This is a genomic window from Stenotrophomonas sp. SMYL41, assembly GCF_036319965.1.
Classification (GTDB): Bacteria; Pseudomonadota; Gammaproteobacteria; order Xanthomonadales; family Xanthomonadaceae; genus Stenotrophomonas; species Stenotrophomonas maltophilia_R.
Window position 1 is genome coordinate 210,398 of record NZ_JAWIRX010000005.1, and the last position, 19,640, is coordinate 230,037.

General features: G+C 67.4%; 17 protein-coding genes and 1 tRNA gene. 8 read left to right on the plus strand and 10 right to left on the minus strand.

Annotated elements, in window-relative coordinates; translation table 11 throughout:
• Nucleotides 1-48: 48 nt before the first annotated feature.
• From V3B30_RS08285 to V3B30_RS08295, 3 genes are all read right to left on the minus strand, one after another.
• Nucleotides 49-1,926 (minus strand): aspartyl protease family protein, encoded by a 1,878-nt coding sequence (locus tag V3B30_RS08285; RefSeq protein WP_262084282.1) that lies wholly within the window; start codon nucleotides 1,924-1,926, stop codon nucleotides 49-51.
• Between the two features lie 82 nt (nucleotides 1,927-2,008).
• On the minus strand, nucleotides 2,009-3,133 hold the full coding sequence (locus tag V3B30_RS08290) for a helix-turn-helix domain-containing protein (protein WP_262084283.1): 1,125 nt from the start codon (nucleotides 3,131-3,133) through the stop codon (nucleotides 2,009-2,011).
• 72 nt (nucleotides 3,134-3,205) lie between these two features.
• Nucleotides 3,206-3,282: transfer RNA gene (locus V3B30_RS08295), tRNA-Arg, on the minus strand.
• 149 nt (nucleotides 3,283-3,431) lie between these two features.
• Between V3B30_RS08295 and ubiA the strand changes: the two genes are divergently transcribed.
• From ubiA to V3B30_RS08310, 3 genes are all read left to right on the plus strand, one after another.
• Nucleotides 3,432-4,325, plus strand: a complete 894-nt coding sequence (gene ubiA, locus V3B30_RS08300; protein WP_262084284.1) for a 4-hydroxybenzoate octaprenyltransferase — start codon at nucleotides 3,432-3,434, stop codon at nucleotides 4,323-4,325.
• Nucleotides 4,326-4,464: 139 nt separating this feature from the next.
• Nucleotides 4,465-5,889, plus strand: coding sequence for a TIGR00366 family protein (locus V3B30_RS08305; RefSeq protein WP_181390018.1), 1,425 nt, complete (start codon nucleotides 4,465-4,467; stop codon nucleotides 5,887-5,889).
• A gap of 273 nt (nucleotides 5,890-6,162) precedes the next feature.
• Nucleotides 6,163-6,324: a hypothetical protein gene (locus tag V3B30_RS08310; RefSeq protein ID WP_010482135.1), complete on the plus strand. Its 162-nt coding sequence runs from the start codon at nucleotides 6,163-6,165 to the stop codon at nucleotides 6,322-6,324.
• A gap of 54 nt (nucleotides 6,325-6,378) precedes the next feature.
• On the opposite strand, the gene V3B30_RS08315 is transcribed toward V3B30_RS08310, so the two are convergent.
• On the minus strand, nucleotides 6,379-6,966 hold the full coding sequence (locus V3B30_RS08315) for a YiiX/YebB-like N1pC/P60 family cysteine hydrolase (protein WP_238381631.1): 588 nt from the start codon (nucleotides 6,964-6,966) through the stop codon (nucleotides 6,379-6,381).
• 244 nt (nucleotides 6,967-7,210) lie between these two features.
• Here V3B30_RS08315 and V3B30_RS08320 point away from each other — a divergent pair, with 244 nt between their 5' ends.
• From V3B30_RS08320 to V3B30_RS08330, 3 genes are all read left to right on the plus strand, one after another.
• A complete protein-coding gene (locus V3B30_RS08320; protein ID WP_262084285.1) occupies nucleotides 7,211-7,735 on the plus strand; it encodes a hypothetical protein in 525 nt (174 codons plus the stop codon).
• A gap of 52 nt (nucleotides 7,736-7,787) precedes the next feature.
• Entirely contained in the window at nucleotides 7,788-8,363 is a 576-nt protein-coding gene (locus tag V3B30_RS08325) for a hypothetical protein (protein ID WP_262084286.1), read from the plus strand.
• A gap of 122 nt (nucleotides 8,364-8,485) precedes the next feature.
• Nucleotides 8,486-10,210, plus strand: coding sequence for a peptidoglycan-binding protein (locus V3B30_RS08330; RefSeq protein ID WP_262084287.1), 1,725 nt, complete (start codon nucleotides 8,486-8,488; stop codon nucleotides 10,208-10,210).
• A 407-nt stretch (nucleotides 10,211-10,617) separates the two neighbouring features.
• On the opposite strand, the gene V3B30_RS08335 is transcribed toward V3B30_RS08330, so the two are convergent.
• From V3B30_RS08335 to V3B30_RS08345, 3 genes are read right to left on the minus strand one after another with little or no spacing between them, the layout of a single operon-like run.
• Nucleotides 10,618-11,289: a VOC family protein gene (locus tag V3B30_RS08335; protein ID WP_262084288.1), complete on the minus strand. Its 672-nt coding sequence runs from the start codon at nucleotides 11,287-11,289 to the stop codon at nucleotides 10,618-10,620.
• Nucleotides 11,290-11,343: 54 nt separating this feature from the next.
• Nucleotides 11,344-12,423: an alpha/beta hydrolase gene (locus V3B30_RS08340; protein WP_262084289.1), complete on the minus strand. Its 1,080-nt coding sequence runs from the start codon at nucleotides 12,421-12,423 to the stop codon at nucleotides 11,344-11,346.
• A gap of 13 nt (nucleotides 12,424-12,436) precedes the next feature.
• A complete protein-coding gene (locus tag V3B30_RS08345; protein ID WP_262084290.1) occupies nucleotides 12,437-13,264 on the minus strand; it encodes an AraC family transcriptional regulator in 828 nt (275 codons plus the stop codon).
• Nucleotides 13,265-13,463: 199 nt separating this feature from the next.
• On the opposite strand from V3B30_RS08345, the gene V3B30_RS08350 reads away from it, so the two are divergent.
• Nucleotides 13,464-15,866, plus strand: coding sequence for a TonB-dependent receptor (locus tag V3B30_RS08350; protein ID WP_262084291.1), 2,403 nt, complete (start codon nucleotides 13,464-13,466; stop codon nucleotides 15,864-15,866).
• Nucleotides 15,866-17,167, plus strand: a complete 1,302-nt coding sequence (locus V3B30_RS08355) for an aminotransferase class V-fold PLP-dependent enzyme (protein ID WP_262084292.1) — start codon at nucleotides 15,866-15,868, stop codon at nucleotides 17,165-17,167. The genes V3B30_RS08350 and V3B30_RS08355 overlap by 1 nt, the downstream gene beginning before the upstream one ends.
• A 67-nt stretch (nucleotides 17,168-17,234) precedes the next feature.
• On the opposite strand, the gene V3B30_RS08360 is transcribed toward V3B30_RS08355, so the two are convergent.
• The 3 genes from V3B30_RS08360 to V3B30_RS08370 are packed head-to-tail and all read right to left on the minus strand — an operon-like array spanning nucleotide 17,235 to nucleotide 19,636.
• Complete coding sequence (locus V3B30_RS08360; protein ID WP_262084293.1) at nucleotides 17,235-18,749, minus strand: PLP-dependent aminotransferase family protein; 1,515 nt, start codon at nucleotides 18,747-18,749, stop codon at nucleotides 17,235-17,237.
• Between the two features lie 9 nt (nucleotides 18,750-18,758).
• Nucleotides 18,759-19,358: a DUF6436 domain-containing protein gene (locus V3B30_RS08365; protein WP_262084294.1), complete on the minus strand. Its 600-nt coding sequence runs from the start codon at nucleotides 19,356-19,358 to the stop codon at nucleotides 18,759-18,761.
• Entirely contained in the window at nucleotides 19,358-19,636 is a 279-nt protein-coding gene (locus tag V3B30_RS08370; RefSeq protein ID WP_238381630.1) for a hypothetical protein, read from the minus strand. The genes V3B30_RS08365 and V3B30_RS08370 overlap by 1 nt, the downstream gene beginning before the upstream one ends.
• Between the last annotated feature and the right edge of the window lie 4 nt (nucleotides 19,637-19,640).

Below are 19,640 nucleotides of genomic sequence, written 5' to 3' on the forward strand. Positions count from 1 at the left end.
CCGCCACGTGAGTGGCGGGTGCTCCGCAGGGATAGCGCCAGTACTGACTCAATCTGCACGCCAACCCGCAGCCACCCGGTCCGCCAGCACCAGCTCGGTATCCGCCTGCCGGCCATCGCGCAGATAACGGATGCCCACGCGCGTCCCAACCGGGCGCTCACGCAGCAGCGCACGCCAGTCCGCCAGTCTCCGCGTGGCAATCGACTCGCCTGAAATCATGACGATGCGATCATCCCTGCGCAGCCCCGCGCGCGCACCAGCGCTGGACGGCGCCACATCGGCCACACGCAGTGCAGCGTCCTCGGCCTGCAGCCACAGCCCACTGCGGTCGAAGGCATCGGCCTGCGTGCTTTCAGCGTTGGGCACCAGATAAAGGCGCTTGGCGTCGTAGTCGATGCCCATGGAGAAGCGCCGCAGCACGCCGCCACCGAGAATCGCGCCATAGTCGGCCAGGGCCAGCGCGCCCTTGTCGGTGCTGGACAAGTCACCGACCAGGCCGGTGACCTCGATGCTGCCCATGCGCAGCACACCGAGCCGGGCCGGTCGCGCCCGCCCCGGGCCGCCGAGGCCCCATCCAAGCACTGCCTCCTCGCTGGCGTGGTATTTCTCCAACAGACCATGGGTACGCACGAACGGACTGCTCAGGCTCAGGGAATTGCGTGAGCCGGTGTCCAGCCACAGCCGCAGCGGGATACCGTCCAGCTCGCCATTCAGTACCGGTGCGCGGTCGTCCTGTTCGAACGGCAGCACCACCGCGTTGGCGGGTGGCTGGTAGTGGCCCGGCCGGGTGAAGCTGAGCACGCGCGCGCCATAGTCGAAGGTGGTGACGAAGCGCAGGAAGGTCTCGTAGCCGATGAAGCCGTCATGCGGCACGCCCATCGAGTTGATCTGCTGGCCGAGGTCGATGATGTGGAACACCGGGTTTGCAAGGTGCGCGCCACCGATGCGCAGGTGGCGGGCCTGTGCCAGGCCCAGGTCGCTGGCGTTGTCACCGGCACCATGCACGCTCAGACGGCCCGCTGTGGTCAGCCCCAAGCGTTTGGCGGCGATCGGTGTCAGCAGGTTGATGGCGCCGGTGTCCACCAGGAAGCGCGCCGGCTGGCCGTCCACTTCGGCCTCGATGTAGACATGGTTGTTGATCAGGTCGAACGGGACGCGGGTGGTGCCGCTGGCATCCTCGATGTAGCTGTCGTCGGCCATCGCTGGTGGTGCATACAACCCATCCGGCACAGGGAAATCCACCCGGTAGCGCTGCACCTGCACGTCGCTGCGCAGTCGCGGATCAGCACGGCCCTGGGCATCGAGGGCGTCGGTGATGAGGCGATGGGGCAGCAGCAGGCCATCGACCGCCCGGTAGTCTTCCAGCGTGATGGCGGTGGGTGTGCGCGCGGAGGCGATGACCACCCGGCCGAGCAGGCCGCTGCGGGTGTCGAACCAGAGTTCGATCGGGTCCGCGCCCTCCGGCGTCGTCGACAGCACGTCATAGCGTTGCCCGTCGTGGGCCTCGGTGCGTGGGCCCGCAAAGCGCGAGGCGGGATAGGCACTGGACCAGTAGGCGCGGGTGGCCAGCCACGCCTGCGTGCGCGCGGTGCGGCGTGGCACGCTGCCGTCCAGCAGGCCGACCTCGCCGCCGTAGTCGCGCCGCCAGGAGAGGTGCCCGTCGAACCCCTGGGCGACAGTGAAGGCTCCCAGTTGCGCCTGTTCGGCATAGCGCCCGGCACGCAGGTCCTGGTTGAGCTGCCAGCGCCCGTGTAGGCCGCCCACCGACTGCTCGCCCTCCGCCTGCAGGCGCTGTACCGACAGCCACGGCTCGCCGCCACTGGCTGCACGGGCCCGGGCCAGCACATCGGCAGCATCCACCCCCGCGGCGTGTACCGGAATCGCCAGCATCCACAGCAGGCCACCTAGCATCCATCGCAAACGCATCGCGTCACCTCTTTCGTTGGGTCAGGAGGTGATGGCAGCGCACGGACCGGGGATATTCGACCGGGCGTGAAGGATTGGACGTTCAGCCGGAGGTGGCGCGGCGGCGGTACTCGCTCGGTGTCTGCCCGGTGGCGCGCTTGAACGCGCTGTTGAAGGTCGACTTGCTGCCGAACCCGGCGGCCAGGCCGATGTCCAGCACGCTGCGGAAGTCGGACGGATCGGACAGGCACGCCCTCGCGGCAGCGACGCGGAAGCTGTTCACGAACTCGGAAAAGCTCTGGCCGAGGCCTTGGTTGAGCGCCTGCGAGACCTGGTTGGGTGACCACCCGCTGCGCTGGCTGAGGGACTGAAGGTCCAGCCCGGGCGCTTCATGCAGGCGTTCGTCCCGCATCAATGCGGTCAGCGCGCTGGCGATGGCCGCGCATTGTGCTGCGTCGATGCCCGAGCGTTCGTAGCGTGCGTGGGTCGTATCCTCGGCGGACGCGGTCATGTCCACCATGACGGGTGCCGCAGTGCTCGCACGTACGCGCAGCTGATGACGTACGACCCGGCACGCCAGCAGATACATGCCGGCGGTGGTCAGCAGGCTGAGCCCGATGCTGGCCAGCAGCGGAGCGGCGTCCGGCGGCCACCGGTTCATCGCGCTGGCAAGCCAGCAGCCCGCCATCACGATCGCCAGCCCGCGCAGTCCGCTGCGCTGGATGGCGGTTCCGCGCGGGGCCGAAGACGTGCGCAGCGAGAGCCATAGCGTGGCCAGCAGGTAGGGTGCGCCCTGCAGCAGCCAGCCATGGAAGCTGAGCGGGAACAGGACCTTGCCCAGCGGCGAGCCCTCGAAAGGCGCGAGTGCGTTCAACAGGGAAATGACGAATGCGAGGCCAGCCGGCAGCAGATGCGCGAGCGGCAGCAACGAAGTGTGGCCCGATGCGGGCAACAGCAGCGCACGCGCATGGCCATACAGCAGCGGACCGAGCAGATAGACCAGCGGCACTTCGATGACCCGCAGCCAGCGCACCGCATCGGGCGAAAGCCAGGTCTGGCCACCCAACAGCACCAGTCCGAACAGATTGGCGGCGGCGAAACAGGCGAAGAAGGTGGTGAGCAGATGACTGCCACGCCGAGCGCGACCGAAGCTCACGCCGGTGGACAAGGCGGCCAGGCCCAGAATCGCAGCGCCTGCCGCCAGCTGCAGCAGATCCGCTGGCGTCATGCGCGCAGTGTTGATGAAGCGCGCGGCAACGTCCAGCGCGGGCTGGCGGCATGCAGGCAACACTGGGAAAAATGGCGCGCCCGGAGGGATTCGAACCCCCGACCAATGGCTTCGGAAGCCACTACTCTATCCGGCTGAGCTACGGGCGCGTTGTAGAACCGCCGCGCCGTCGGCCAGTGCCGGGGCGGGCATCGCAGCGCCATGAAGCGGTGCGGGACCGGCATTCTATCCAGTTTCGCCGAACAAATCTCCCCCCACCGGCAAAGCCTTGCCAGAGGGGCAGGAGTATTCTATCGCCATGGCTGATACCCCCCTCACTTCGCCGCAGTCGTCGGCGACGCCGCGTTGGCGGCATTACTGGAGTCTGATGCGCGCTGATCGCCCGATCGGCACGCTACTGCTGCTGTGGCCCACCTGGTGGGCGTTATGGCTGGCCGCCGGTGGCCTGCCGCCGCTGTGGACCCTGTTCGTGTTCACCGCCGGCGTGTGGCTGACCCGCTCGGCCGGTTGCGTCATCAACGACTACGCCGACCGCTGGCTCGACCCGCATGTGGAACGCACCAAGGCGCGTCCGCTGGCCACCGGTGCGATCAGCGGCCGCGCCGCGCTGGTGCTGTTCGCCGTGCTGATGCTGGTGGCGTTCGGCCTGGTGCTGACCATGAACGGGCTGACCATCGGCCTGAGCTTCATCGGCGTGTTCCTGGCCGCCAGCTACCCGTACCTGAAGCGCTACACCCATCTGCCGCAGGTCTACCTGGGCATGTCGTTCGGCTGGGGCATCCCGATGGCGTTCGCCGCCGTGCAGGGCGAGGTGCCGATGCTGGGCTGGCTGCTGTATGCCGGCAACATCCTGTGGTCCACCGCGTACGACACCTGGTATGCCATGGTCGACCGCGAGGACGACCTGAAGATGGGCTCGCACTCCACCGCGATCCTGTTCGGTGATCTCGACCTGGTCATCCAGGGCGTGCTGTACGCGCTGTTCCTGGCCACGATGGCGCTGGTTGGCGTGCGCGGCGGCCTGGGCGGCTACTACCTGGCCGGCGTGGCCGTGGCCACTGTGCTGGTGGTGTACGAGTTCTGGATCTGCCGCAATCGCGAGCGCGGCCCGTGCTTCAAGGCGTTCCTGCACAACAACTGGGTGGGCGCCGCGCTGTTTGCCGGTATCGCCGTGGACCTGGCGCTGCGTTGATCCTGGGGATTGATCGCCCGGGGTCGGATCCCTTTTCCTGTGGGAAAGGGCTCTGACCCCGCCACCTACGACCAATAGGTGGCTGACAGCCCGCACCCCACCGCCCAGAATCGGTCGATCGAACCTGGGAGGGTAGGCGATGGCCTCGACGGCAGCAGTACAGGACGGCTGGATGGCGCGTGCAGCGCTGCGCTCGGCCGCCTGGGCGGAAAAGTGGTTCCCCGACGCGTATGTGTTCGCGGTGCTGGGCGTGGTCATCGTCGCACTGGCCGCGATGGGCTTCGGCTCGACCCCGCAGGCCACCGCGAGCGCCTTCGGTGACGGCTTCTGGAGCCTGATTCCCTTCACCATGCAGATGGCCTTCGTGGTCATCGGTGGCTACGCCGTGGCGACCGCACCGGTGGTCGCACGCTTCATCGATTTCCTGGCACGGGTGCCGCGCACCGGCCGCGGTGCGGTGGTGTACGTGGGCCTGGTCAGTATGCTCGCCTCGCTGCTCAGCTGGGGCTTTTCGCTGGTGTTCGGCGGCCTGCTGGTGCGCGCGCTGGCCCGCCGTACCGAACTGCGCATGGACTACCGCGCGGCCGGTGCGTCGGCGTACCTCGGCCTGGGTGCGGTGTGGGCGATGGGGCTGAGTTCGTCGGCTGCGCAGCTGCAGGCCAACCCGGCCAGCATGCCGCCGGGTTTGGTGGAGATCACCGGCGTGCTGCCGTTCACCGAAACCATCTTCCTGTGGCAGTCGATTGCGCTGACGGCGGTGCTGATCCTGGTCTCGCTGCTGATCGCCTGGCTGACCGCGCCGGCCGCCGGCAGTGCCCGTACGGCTGAAGACTTCCCCGGCGCCGCGCAGGCCGAACCGGAACCGCTGCAGCAGCGCACGCGCCCGGGCGAATGGCTGGAATACAGTCCACTGCTGACCGTGCTGCTCTCGCTGCTGGCGTTCGGCTGGCTGTTCAACGAGTTCGCCAACAAACCGGTGGTCACCGCCATCGCCAACCTCAACACCTACAACTTCCTGTTCATTTCGCTGGGCCTGCTGCTGCACTGGCGGCCGCGCAGCTTCCTCAACGCGGTGGCCAAGGCGGTGCCCAGCACCACCGGCGTGCTGATCCAGTTCCCGCTGTACGGCGGCATCGCGATGATCCTCACCCACGCCGCTGGCGGTGACGGGCAGACCCTGGCGCACCGGCTGTCGAGCCTGTTCGTGCACGTGGCCAGCACCGATTCGTTCGCGCTGGTGATGGGCGTCTATTCGGCGGTGCTGGGCTTCTTCGTGCCGTCTGGTGGCGGCAAGTGGATCATCGAGGCGCCGTACGTGATGCAGGCCGCCAACGAACTGAAGGCGCACCTGGGCTGGGCGGTGCAGGTCTACAACGCGGCCGAAGCGTTGCCGAACCTGATCAATCCGTTCTGGATGCTGCCGCTGCTGGGCGTGCTGGGCCTGAAAGCACGCGACATCGTGGGCTTCACCTTCATCCAGCTGCTGGTGCACATCCCGCTGGTGCTGGGCCTGCTGTGGCTGCTGGGCATGACCCTGGCGTATGTGCCGCCGGTGATGCCCTGAATGCAGGGCCGGCGTCCGTGCCTGCACAGGACGCCAACCGGGTTCAGCGCGTGTTTCCGATGGAGGACGCCATGAATGGGCATGGGCCCGAGGCCGGCATGAGCACATGCCGAACCCGCATGAATCCTTCAGGCGCTTGTGCCGCAAGCCTCTGCACGCGTTCATTCACGCGCGTACACACGGGTGTAGCCGTCCGCCAACGCACGATTAACTCTTCGCTGCAGACGATGGCCCCGTCCACCGCATTCCGCGCGTGGCTTTCGGAGATCGGACATGGCACAGCAGAACCAGAACCCGAACCAGAAACAGCAAGGCCAGCAGAACCAGCAGGATCAGCAGCAGGGCCGTGGCCGCGACCAGCAGCAGCAACAGCAGCAGGAACAGCAGAAGCGCAACCAGAACCAGCAGCAGGGCGGCCACGACGAAGAAGAATGATTGCGTTGCGCATGCAACGTGACCGGTGAAGCCCCGCCTCGCGCGGGGCTTCGCTTATTCCAGCACGCCGATGCGCTGCAGGGCCGGTGCCGCCGACATGTCATTGGGGTTGGTACCGGGCTGGTCCTGCGGTACGTCCATGCCCATGCCGCGGTAGAGATCCACCCAGTGCTGGGCGATCTGCCCGGTCTGCGGATTGCGGAAGTTCATCGGCTGCAACGCGAATACGTGGTGCGCACGGAACGCACGTTCGATGAAGTCGGAACAGTAGTAGCTGTCCTCGTTCAACACATACGAGGTGTTGTACGGCTTGCCGAGCATCGTGCGCGCGGTGGCAACCGCATCCTTGATCGCCGCCTGCTGCGGTGCGCGCAGGCGATAGATCACGATCTGCCGCTGCTTGGCCCGGGCGTCCTGGCGGAACTGGACCAGCGATTGCCGGCGCGATCCCTTTTCGTCCGCATGCAGTACCTCCCAGCCGTTTGGCGTTGCGGCAGCCAGGGCCACGTGATCGAAGCTGGGTGCGCCCTGCTTGCCGGTGGCATCGTCGATGGCCGCGCTGAGGCCGCTGCGGCCGGCGGTGACGAACAGCAGGTCGCCTTCCCGGACCTCCAGCGCGGCCACAACACCAGGCCACAGCATTGGCACCAACAAGGAGAGGGCAAGCAGGAATCCGCGCATGGGGCCAGGGTCGAAGCGTGTGCGGCGTAGTCTAACGGCTGCCGCAGTGACGTTGATTTCAGCATTAGTGTGATATGAGTCTCAATTCAGCATGTCGGGAAATTCCTGACAGCGGACGTTGAAACTGAATTGACGGAGGCATGGCTATCCTTGCCTCCCTACCGCGCCGGAACCGCGCGCGACCACTCGGAATCAGGAGGATCCCGTGAACCAGCTCCGCCCCGTTGCCCTGCTTGCGCTTGCCCTGGGGCTTGCGCTGTCGGGCTGCAAGCCCGCGCCCCAGGCTGCCCCCGCTGGCGCCGCCGCCCCGGCTCCGACCAGCACGGCCGCCGCCACGGCGCCGGCCACGCCGGTTGCCGCGGCCCCGGCAGACGCTTCTGCCAGCTGCCCCCACCCGGTCTTCGACGACTTCCTCAAGCATTTCGGCAACGAGATCGCGCTGCAGGAAACGTCTACTGCCGATCCGCTGCTGGACAGCCACATCGACGGCGAAGCCGAGCCGGAGCCACGCAAGGTGGAGGAGAAGGTGCCGCTTGCCAAGGTCGAATGGCCGGTGATGCCGGACCCGGCCACGCTGCAGCGACAGGGCCGCGAGATGCAGGTCACCCGCCTGCCCGATGGCCAGGTTCAGGTGCAGATGCGCACCCCCGATACCAGCGACCAGCAGATCTACACCTTTGCCCAGAAGCCGTGCTGGCAGCTGGTCAAGCGTGAGGACGAATCGATCTGACCCCTGAGCGACCGCCTGCGGGCGGTCGTGTGATTCATCCAAGGAGCACCGCATGCGTCTGTCTCCCGTTGCCCCCGTGCTGGCCCTGATGCTTGCTGCCTGCAGCGGCCCTGAGGCGGCTGCACCGGCGGCGCCCCCCGCTTCCACTCACCCGGCAGCGGCGCCGGCCGCACCTGCGGCTGCCGTTGCGGACCTTCCCACCTCTCTTACGCGCGACGAGACCGGCATGCATATCGATTGCCAAGGCACCCGCCTGCACCTGGCGGCCCAGCCCACACAAGACACGGACGCTTCCCGGCTGACCACGCTGGAAATCGAAAAGGACGGCGCACGCCAGGCCATTGCTGCGCCCAAGGAGATGGACGGCTATACCGCCGTTGGCCTGGCCTGCGTGCAGGACCGCAGCGGCACGCCGTACTTCGTCGTGCAGTACGGTGAACTGCCATTCGGCTGCAGCTTCTGCGAGTGGTACTACCTGTACGACGCCAGTGGCCGCCAGTTGACCCACAGCACACCGCCGCTGCGCGGCGCGGAAGGCGAGGAGCAGGAGCCCAACAACGACGAGTACGAGAAGTTGATCGACTCGCTCGGCATCAAGCACCCGGAGGTGAACTACATCGAAGACTGAGCGCAGCGGCAGGACGTCGCACGCGCGCTGTGAACGCAGTACTGCAGTACCGCAGTACCAGAAGTACCAGGAGCAGTACCCCTTAAGGAAATCCCCCTTTTCATAGAATGGATAGCACAGACATGGCAGACATCTACCAGGACATGGTCCAGCCCCGCGGGGCGGCCTACAGCAGTGACCGCATCAAACCGTGGAGCCACTACCGGGAGCCGATCGACCAGAGCGACGGCCGCCTGCATGGCAACTCCCGCCGGTGGGGCGATGCGACCCCGGAAGTGCAGTCACGGGTGATCGACACGATCATCGAGTCGGCGCGCGAGAAGGGCCTGACCCCACGCGAAACGGCGCACGTACTGGCCATCGCCCGCGTTGAATCTGGCTTCAACCCCGATGCCGCCGCTGGCACCACATCGGCCTCGGGCCTGGGCCAGTTCATCGACAAGACCGGCAACCACTACCACCTCAACAACCGCAACCGCTTCGACGTCGGCGCACAGTCCGATGCACTGGTTGACCATTACATCGATAACCGCACGCTGGCGCACAAGCGCGGCCAGGGTGAGGAGTACATCTACAAGTACCACCACGACGGCCCGACCCGCGATTACGGTGGCCTCAACCTGTCTGAAAAGAAGGTGATGCCGTATGTGGACAAGTACGAGCGGTTCGTGGAGCAGCGCCTGGGACTGACCCACGGCCAGTCCCATGGCAGCCACGCGGCCCCCGCCGTAGCTGCGGCCACGCACACGCAGGCCAAGCCGGCAGCGGCGCATGCCGAAGGCCAGACCCGCACCTTCGAGCAGACGATGCAGGTGATGCTGCCCCCGCAGAACGGAGTCAAGCCGCACGTTACCGGTGAGTTCGGCGAACACCGCGCGCACAAGCCGCACGGTGGCACCGACTTCAACTATGTCGGCGGCCAGCACGGCCGTAATCTGCAGCACCCGACCGTCCACGCACCGATCTCCGGAACGGTGACGTTCGTCGGTGGCGACTACGGCACGGTGAAGATCAGGGATGCACAGGGCAACTCGCACGAGATCCTGCACCTGCAGTCGACCCAGGTGAAGGAAGGCCAGCCGATCAAGGCGGGCGAGCCGATCGGCACCATGGGTGGGCGTGGCCCGGGCGGTGCGGGGCAGTATGCCCAGCACGTGCATTACCAGTTGAAGGATCCGCACGGCAAGCTGCTCAGCCCGCAGGACTTCTGGGACCACGGCAAGCTGAAGGAAACCGGCAAGGGTGGCCATTCGCATGACGCCGACCACAACGGTGTGCTGCGCCAGGGGGCCAAGGGTGAGGAAGTGACTGCACTGCAGAAGGAACTCAACCGCTTGGGCGTGCGCGACGGCCATGGCAACCGGCTGAGCGAGGATGGCAAATTCGGTGCCAATACCAAGGACGCACTGACCGCCTACCAGAAGCAGCACGGGCTCTCCGCCGATGGCGTGGCGGGTCCGGCGACGCTGGCCAAGCTGGCCGAAGGCCGCAGCCACGCCGAGGCGTCGCCGAAGGGGCCGCAACTGGGCGACAAGGCGCATCCGGATACGCCACTGCACAATGCGATCCGTGGCCACCTGCCGGGCATGATCTGCAACGAGATGAGCGCGCATGTGACCGCCCAGGCCAAGGCCGCCGGCATCGATTCGCCGGAAAAGCTGCAGAGCGTCACCCTGCAGGATGGCAAGGCCTTCGTCATGGGCACCGTCCCCGGCTTCCGTACTGCGGTGGACATGACCCAGACGGCACCGAGCCTGCAGGAGACCAGCGCTGCAATGCTGGCCAAGCACGAGCCTTCGCAGCAACACGTGCAGGACGAGCAGCAGCGAGTGGCCATGGGCCGTTGACCGCTGCGTGTGAACAGGCGTGTGGTAAAGGAGGCCGGCCGGAGCGATCCGGCCGGCTTTTTCCGTTCATGGGGGAGGACATCCACGGATGCCGTTTCGCAGGATGCACAGCGTGCCGCGCCTGCGCGAGGGAGACCTGGACCAGGGCATGCTGGACGGCAGCAAGCTGCTGGTGGCGCTGATCGATGGCGAGCAGCTGCCGCCGTCGGAAGATTCATCCGCACGCAACCTGTTGCCAGCGGATTGGCGCACAGGGGATTCGGTCGTTGCCCTGAAGCGAGGGTCGTCCCAAGGCTACCGTTCCTCGTCCAGCACCTCGTCGTCTAGCTCGTCCTCGAGCAGTTCCGGCGGCGGGTCCGGTGGTGGTGGTCGCAGCGGCGGCGGCGGCGCTTCGGACAGCCGGTGGCTCAGGCCGCCCACACCCGCCAGCCCAGCGTGGCATCACGCAGTTCGCCGCTACCGCTCACATCACCCACCTGCAGCTGCACGCCCTGCGCATTGGGCAGGTCTTTCTGCTCAGGGAACCACCGTCGATCCGCCGCAACCACGATCAGCAGGCCCTCGTCGTCGCCCATCGGCGCGAACTGCGGCGAAGGCGGGCTGATCGGTTGCAGGCCGAAGCGCTGGCTGGACTGTTCGCGCACCGCATCGACATCGTGGCTGGGCAGGCCGACCTCGCTCAGGCACGCCAGCTCGCTGCCATGGAAGGCGCCTGCGCGCGTGCTGTCTGGCAGACGGCGCCGGCCGATCAACTCGAGGATCAGGCCATCGGGACCGGTGAAGTACACCGACTGCGACTGCCAGCTGCTCTCCAGCGCAAAGTAATCCAGGCCCTCAGGATTACGTTGCAGCGGGGTACGTTCGCGCAACCAGGCCATCGCCTCGCCGAAGCGGTTGTCCGGTACGTTGAAGGCCAGGTGCACGCCACCGACGGGGTGACCTCCCGCCGGCTGCAGTTCGATCGTGCTCCAGCCGATGTGCACATGGTTGCCGACCACGCGCTGCTGCAGCACATCGTGGAAATATGTGGCCACGGAAGCGACGTCGGATACCGGCAGAGTGAGGTGGAGCAGGCGCATGATCGATCCTCCGTGGACGCGCCCACTGTAGCGCCGGGCCATGCCCGGCGGCCACTAGCGCAGCGAATGGTTGAAGAACCGTATTGCCGCGTCCGCTGCCTGCGCGTGGGTCTGCGCCTTCGGCACCGACGTGCTGCACAGGTCCTGCAGCCGCTGCTGTCCAGTCGGGGTGCATGCGGCGAGGAAATCGTAATGGCCGACACCGGGCAGCACCTGCAGCGCAGCGCCCGCAATCACCGCACGCGCAGCCTCGCCATTGGTCTGTGGTGGCGCGACCGTGTCCGCCTGGGCCAGCACGATCGACACCGGCTGTTTCAGCGAGGAGAGCTGCTCGGGCGCAAAGGCCTGCACGATTGCCGGCGCCAGCAGGAACACCGCGCGCACGCCGGGAATGGCGCGTGCGTCGTTGGCGTGGGACATCCATGGCGACAGCTCGGGCGACGCCGCAGCGGCAACGCGTGCCTCCATCGTGTGTGTTGCCGCCTCCTGTTGGGGCCGGCAGACGCCGTCATCCGGATGTGCGGTGCAGAAGTCCCGCAATCGCTGCAGGTCCGGTCGCGCACCGGCTGCCAGCAGCGCGGTGTAGCCACCGGCCGAGAAGCCGGCGACCCCCAGGCGCTCAGGATCGACATGCGGGCCCAGCACCGGATCAGCCTGCACGGCCGCCAGTGCAGCATGCAGGTCATCGGCGCGCAACCAGGTCAGAAGGCTGCCGGGCAGGGTCATGGTGTCAACGCCGTTGTTGCCTGGATGATCCACCGCAATCACCAGATACCCGGCCCGCGCCAGCGCCGTGCCCAGCCAGCCCATCATGCGCGCGCTGCCGCCGTTGCCATGCGAGAGCAGCAGGGTCGGCAGGCGATCACCCGCGACCGGCGCATCCTTGGCCGACCGGCCGACGTCGAACAGCGGCGCGTCGGGTGGACCGATGGTCAGCGCGGTTTCGCGGCTGCCGGCCGGGGCCGGATACCAGACCGTGTAGCGCAGCGCGTTGCGGTGCCCTGCGTCGCGCACGGCGGCGCTGGCCAGCGTCGTCGTGCCGTGGCGCTCGCCGGCGACGCCGCTTTCGCGGGCGGCGCCGACGCTCGCGAACGCCAGCAGCATTCCTCCCAGCACAGCAGCGGTCATGCGCATCTTCAACTCCTTGTCAGTGGGGACGTTCTTCGATCGGCAGCCAGATTTCCACGCCGCCCTGGCCGGTGTGCTCGTCGAACCGGGCGTCGTAGCGCTCCAGGTCCGGCGCATCGGCAAGGCTCAGGTTGGACGCAGGGAGATAATGATCCAGCAGCCAGAACCAGGTCGAGCGGATGGTCGAGATATGACCGCCGTGCCAGGCCACCAGGTAGCGACGCACCGGGATGTCCACGCGTTGCCAGTGCGCAGGCACGTTCGGTACCGTGCGTGCCGGCAGTGCCGCGATGTAGTCGAAGCCGCCATCGTCATCACTGTTGCAGCACACGCCGAAGCTGACCGGTGCCGGCGTCGGCCACTCGCGGTTGAGCTGGGCCCATTGGCCCGGAATGGCGCCGCTGCTGTCGCGGGTATGCCGCATGCCGACGCCTGCCACCTGGAACGCTGGCGTATCGAGCAGCCGGGGGGCTTCAATGCAGGCTGACGGGGCCTCGTCCAGCCGGATCGCCTGCACCAGCGCCAGCCCATCGGTGCCCTGTTCGCGTACCCGTTCCGGTGTCTGCCCGAACAGTTCGCTGAAGGCCCGGGTAAAGGCGGCATGGGTGGTGTAGCCGGCCCCCAGCGCCACCTGCAGGATGTCGCCGGCGCCGTTGGCCAACCGCTGCGCAGCAGCGGTCAGGCGGCGCCCGCGCAGGTAGCGCACCACCGAGGTGCCGGTGCGGGCCTGGAACAGGCGTGACAGATGAAACGGCGACAGGCCGGCCGCAGCGGCAATATCGGCCAGCGCCAGGGGCTGGTCCGCATGGGTTTCGATGTACCACAACGCCTTGCCCGCCGCGCTCATCCTGCCGTCCCCGGATCCAATGGCGGCACAGTAGCGGATCGGCAGGCGCGGCGTTTAGCAGTTCTTGCGCCAGTGCCGCATCAAGCTGTCGCACCGACGTCATGCCTCCTTCACAGATCGCGCCGAGACTGCGCGCCTTGTCCACGCCTGGTGTATCCGCACAGGTGCTGGCCCTGTCGCGTCCTCCCGGAGCCCTGCCGTGCATCGTTCGAAGCTTTCGCGTTCCATCCTCCTTGCCCTTTCCATGGCCAGCGCAGGAGGCGCGATCGCAGCGGAGGCCGATGCGGTCGATGCCGCGGGCAGCAGCCGTGCGGCGCCCACCCAGCTCGACGCGATGCTGGTCACCGGCACCCGCGCCTCCAACCGCACCCAGTTCGAAACGCTGGCGCCGGTGGACGTGTTCACCAAGGAAGACATCAAGTCCGTCGAGTCGACCGATCTGAAGGACGTGCTGGCACAGCTGGTGCCGTCATTCGTGGTACAGCGCCTGCCGATGGCGGACGGCCAGGTGTTCGTGCGCCCGGCGACGCTGCGTGGCCTGTCGCCGGACCAGACCCTGGTGCTGGTCAACGGTCGCCGCTTCCATCGCAGCGCGCTGCTCGGCAACCGCGGTGCGCAGGCGGCCGACCTGGCGCAGATGCCGACCAGTGCGATCAAGCGCATCGAAGTGCTGCGCGATGGTGCCTCGGCGCAGTACGGCTCGGACGCCATCGCCGGCGTCATCAACATCATTCTCGAGGATGGCCCCGGTACCGAGATCACTGCCGGCTATTCGCAGTATGCGCAGGGCGATGGCGCGTCGCGCGATTTCAGTGCGCGCACCGGCTGGTCGTTGGGTGACTACGGCAGCCTGGTGCTGTTCGCCGAATCGTCCAATTCCGACGCCACCTCGCGCACCCGCCAGCGCCCGGATGCGATCGCCTTCCAGGCCGCGCATCCGGATCTGGACGTGCCCAACCCGGTACAGCGCTGGGGCCAGCCGGAACTGGAAAGCCGCCGCGTCGGCTTCAATGTGAAGGCCAACGCCAGCGACACGCTGGAGCTCTATGCCTTTGGCCTGTACAGCCACAGCGATGGTGTCAGCGATTTCAACTGGCGCAACCCGGACACCACCACCGGTGCCTACCGCACCACGGCGATCTTCCCCGGCTGGAACCTGCGTTCGATCTATCCGGTGGGTTTCAGCCCGCAGTACGGCAACGTCCAGAACGACCTGCAACTGGTCGGTGGCCTGCGTGGCGAGATCACCCCGAAGCTGCGCTGGGATGTCAGCGCCTCGTACGGGCGCAACGCGATCGACTACAGCCTGAAGAACTCGATCAACGCCTCGCTCGGCCCGGCCAGCCCGACCGCATTCGATCTCGGCCGCCTGACCCACACCGAGAAGAACGCCAACGCCGACTTCACCTACGAGTGGGACGCGGGCGCGCTGTCCAAGCCGATCAACGTCGCCTTCGGTGGCGAGTTCCGCCAGGAGACCTACCAGGTACGTGCCGGTGATCCGGCCTCGTACGCGGTGGGCCCGGGCGCAGCGGCAGGCCTGGAGGCCAACTCCAACGGCGCGCCTGGCTTCTCGGCCAGCCAGGCCGGGCAGTGGAGCCAGCGCAGCAAGGCCGCCTACGTGGATATGGAAGTGCCGCTGGGCGAGCGCTGGAGCATCGGCGCGGCCAGCCGCTACGAGGACTTCTCCAGCTTTGGCAGCACGCTGGACGGCAAGCTCTCGGCGCGTTTCGCGATTACCCCGGACGTAGCCCTGCGCGGTACCGTGTCCACCGGCTTCCGTGCACCGACCCCGGCGCAGCTCAACACCACCAGCACCACCCAGGGCCTGGACACGCGCACGCTGCAGATCTTCACCAGTGGCCGCCTGTCGCCGAACGATCCGCTGGCGCAGCTGCTCGGTGCCAGGCCACTGAAACCGGAGGAATCGCGTACCGCGTCGCTGGGCCTGACCTGGCGCACCGACCTGGGCCTGTCCGGCTCGGTGGATGTCTACCAGATCAAGCTCACCGACCGCTTCAGCCAGTCGGCCAGCTTCGCCATTCCGGCCGGCACACCGAATCCGCTGGGCTATACCTCGGTGAACTATTTCACCAACGACTTCGATACCACCACCACCGGCGTGGACGTGGTCGGCAACTACCTTCGCGATCTCGGCGCGGCTCGCATGACGCTGACCCTGGCCTACAACTACAACCGCACCCGGGTGGACAACGGCAGCACCTCGGTGGCCACCAACGAAACCCAGCGCGTGCTGTTCGAAGACCGCCTGCCCGAGCACAAGGGCAGCCTGACCGGCAGCTGGGACATCGGTGCCTGGTCGCTGATGGCGCGCATGCGCTACTACGGTGCCTGGACCGACTCCAGCGGCAATGCAACGGGCGATATCTACCAGCGTTTCGGTGCGATGAGCTTCCTCGACCTGGCCGTCGGCTATCGCATCAACGGGCACCACAGCCTGCGCGTGGGTGCCGACAACGTGCTCGACCGCTATCCGGATGAGGCGGTCTTCCAGGCCAGCCGCGGCCTGGTCTACTCGCGCAACGCGCCGTACGACACCGATGGTGCAAATGTGTACGCGCAGTACCGGCTGACCTTCTGATGGACAGCCGCCGCCGTAACCTGCTGCGCGCCGGCACGCTGCTGCCGGCCGCCGCTGCACTGTCTTCACTGCCCTCCACGGCCGCCACGCGTTACGCTGCGCCCATGCAGATTCCCGCAACGACCGTGGCGCCGGACGTGCTGGCCCGCGATGAAGGCTACTGGACCGCCGTGGCCAGTCACTTCGACATCACCGACGAAGTGAACCACCTGGAGAACGGCTACTGGGGTGCAATGGGCCGCGAGACGTTGGCCAGCTACCAGCGCCACACCGCCGAGGTGAACCGTGGCAACGCATGGTATGGCCGCCGCGAGTTTCCGGCGCAGTACATGGCGGTGCAGCGGCAGGTGGCCGGGTTGCTGGGCGTGGGCGCCGACGAGATCGCACTGACCCGTGGCGCCACCGAAGCGATGCTGGCCCTGATCGGCGGCTACAACCGCCTGCAGCCTGGCGAACAGGTGCTCTACGCCGACATCGACTACGACAGCATGATCGGCGCGATGCGCTGGCTGCAACAGCGTCGTGGCGTGCAGGTGGAGCGCATCGCGTTGCCGGCGGTGCCGGACCACGCACAGATCCTGCAGGCGTATGAGGACGCATTCGCGCGGCTTCCGCGCCTGAAACTGGTGCTGCTGACCCAGGTCAGCCACCGCCATGGGCTGGTGTTGCCGGTGGCGGAAATCGCCGAGCGTGCGCGTGCGCGCGGCATCGATGTGATCGTTGATGCCGCGCATGGGTTTGGCCAGATCGACTACGTGGTGCCGCAGCTGAAGGCTGACTTCGTCGGCATCAACCTGCACAAATGGATCGGGGCGCCGGTCGGTGTCGGCGCGATGTATGTGCGCAGGGGCCGCGTTGCGGACCTTGACCCGTACATGGGTGAGACCGACGACGGCCGCGTGGGCAGCCGCGTGCACACCGGTACGGTCAACTTCGCCGCCTACCTGGCACTGCCGGAAGCCATTGCCCTGCACCAGCGCATCGGCGTGGCCAACAAGCAGGCGCGCCTGCGCTACCTGCGTGAGCGCTGGACGCTGCCGGCGCGGCAGATGGCGCATATCGAAGTGCTGTCTTCGCCGGACCCGGCGCTGGCGAGTGCATTGGCCAGCTTCCGCCTGCGCGGGCGCACCAGCGCGGCTGACAATGTCGCGCTGCAGAAGCGCCTGCTGGACGAGCATCGCGTGTTCACCACCCATCGCGACGGCTTGGACTCCGGCGCCTGCGTGCGGGTGACACCGTCGGTGTTCACCCGGCCGGCGCAGATGGATGCGCTGGTGAAGGCGCTCTTCGCCCTGGCCTGACCCTGCTTTGGTAGGTGCCAACCTTGGTTGGCACATTCCAACCACGCATGGCGTGGAGGCTCCCCGCCTAGCGCTCGATCGCCGGCAAGGCATCCGACAACAACAACCGATCAATCCGCCGCAGCGCACTTTCCAGCTGCCGGCGATCCGCCGCCAGCCCCAGCGACAGCCGCACGCCGTTCTGTTGCAGCACCCCGGGCGGGCAGAACGCCGATGACGGTGCGATGGCCAGTCCCTGCAGCTGCGCGGTACGCACCAGCGTGGCGTCGGTCCACGGCGCCGGCACCCGGCACCAGGCATGCAGGCCCCCGGCACGCTGCAGCAGCGACGGCGCGAGCAGGTAGCGCGCCATGCGCATGCGTTCGCGCGCCTCGGTACGCACCTGGGCCAGCAGTGACTGCGCCGAACCATCCAGCAGCAGCTGGCTGGCCAGCGCCGACACCAGCGGATGCCCCATCAACCGGGTGGCCCGCAGGGCCGATGCCATCGCCTCGGCGTGCGCGGCGCTCGGGCATTGCACGAAGGCGGTGCGCAGACCGGGGCTGATCACCTTCGACAACGTCGCCACATGGAACACATGACGCGGTGCCAGCGTTGCCAGTGGTACCGGCGCCTCTTCGGCGAGGTGCCAGTACGGATCGTCTTCGATCGCCAGCAGGCCTTCGCATTCCAGCACACGCGCCAGCGCTTCGCGCCGCTGCAACGACAGGGTCAGCGCGGTTGGGTTCTGGCAGGTGGGGTTGAGATAGACCAGCCGCGCGCCGCCGTTGCGCGCGTGCCGGGCCAGCGCCTCGGGGCACATGCCGTGTTCGTCGCCTTCCACCGGTACAAGCCGCCGGCCGAGGGCCCTCGCGGCCTGCAGCAGGCCCGGGTAGACCAGCGTGTCACACAGGATTGCGTCGCCATCGCGGCCCTGGCTGACCAGGATGGCGGCCAACGCCACCTGCGCGCCTTCGGTCAGCAGCAGGCAGTTGTCATCCACGGTGCCCAGCATCGGCTGCAGCCAGCGCGCTGCTGCATGGCGATCAGTGGGGTTGCCACCACCCAGGTGATAGGTCATCAGGTTAGGTGCGTTGCTGCGTGCAAGCACGGCGGCGGCACCGCGGCGCAGGGTCTCGGCCAGCGCATCGGCATCGGGCACCGGCGGCACGTTCATGCTCAGGTCCACCACCTGGTCGAAGCCAGCCTTGGGCGGTGCGATGAAACTGCCCTGTGGTCCACGCGCCTCGATCAGGCCGCGCTTGCGTGCTTCATCGAACGCCCGCGTCACCGTGGTCAGGTCGACGCCGAGCTGCTGCGCCAACGCGCGCTGCGAGGGCAGGCGCTGGCCCGGCGCAAGACCACCGCGGCGCACCGTGCGTTCCAGCGAATTGACGATGCGCAGGTAGATCGGCCCGTTGTGCGCGAGCACGTCCTGCACCCATTCGCGGGCTGCGACATCCGGTCGCGGCATGTACGGAGCATGTCGGGGCGTATCGTTGCTTCCAACGGCGGGAGCCTGTCCATAACCATCGGTCGGTTCGGACAGGTGACCGCCGTTGTTGTTTGCGGCGCCCGCACCGGCCAGCGTCAGTGATGTCATTGCGCGTCCTCAGCGCTTGGCCTGCCAGGGGCAGTAGCAGCCCACGGCAAGCAGTCCTTTCGGGCGCACGGTTTCGCCGCGCACCAGTCTGTCCAGCAGCGGTTCGACGAAGCTGTTGGCCGAGTTGCAGACCATGCCGATGCTGTACGGACCGGCGTAGGCTAGATGGCCCTGGCGATCCCAGATCGCGACAGCAGGGCTGGCCGGAATGTGCTCGATGCCGCCGATGGTCGGCAGGTTGATCACCTTGTTGCGCAGCGGCTCGGGCAGTTCGCCCTGGGTGCCCGGGCGGCGGATCGCATAGAAATCGATGCCGGCGCGGCGGTACATGCTGATCAGGTAGCTCAGGTGCGCACCGGTCTCGCGGTTGCACACGCCGCAGGCCGGGTCCCAGAAATGCACCACGCGGATGCGGCCGGTATCCCCGGCCAGATCGGCTGGCAGGCGCAGCTGCGAATCATCGAAGACGATGGCCTGTTCGGTGAACGTGGATTGCGCGCTGTAGCCGAAGTACTGCCACAGCGCAGCCGCGACGCCGGCCATGAACAGGCAGGCGAGGGCGATCATCGTCGGCAGCAGCCAGCGGCGACGCGGCGCACCTGCGCCCATCAGGAATCTTCCCCGCCGAACTTGTGCACGTACTGCTTGCGCATCTCGCGGCAGGAATCGGCCTGCGCGCGGCGCTGGATCTCACTGCGGGACGGATCCTCGCTGCGCTGCATGCATTGCTCGATGGCGTGGCGTTCGGCGGCCTGCACATCCACGGTCTGCGGCTGCAGGCAGACCCAGGCCAGGGCGGCCAGCATCAACACGACAAAGCCGCCACACCCGGCCATCACCAGGTGGAACTTCAGTTTCTCGGCCCGCATCGAGGCACGTCCCTTCATCCAT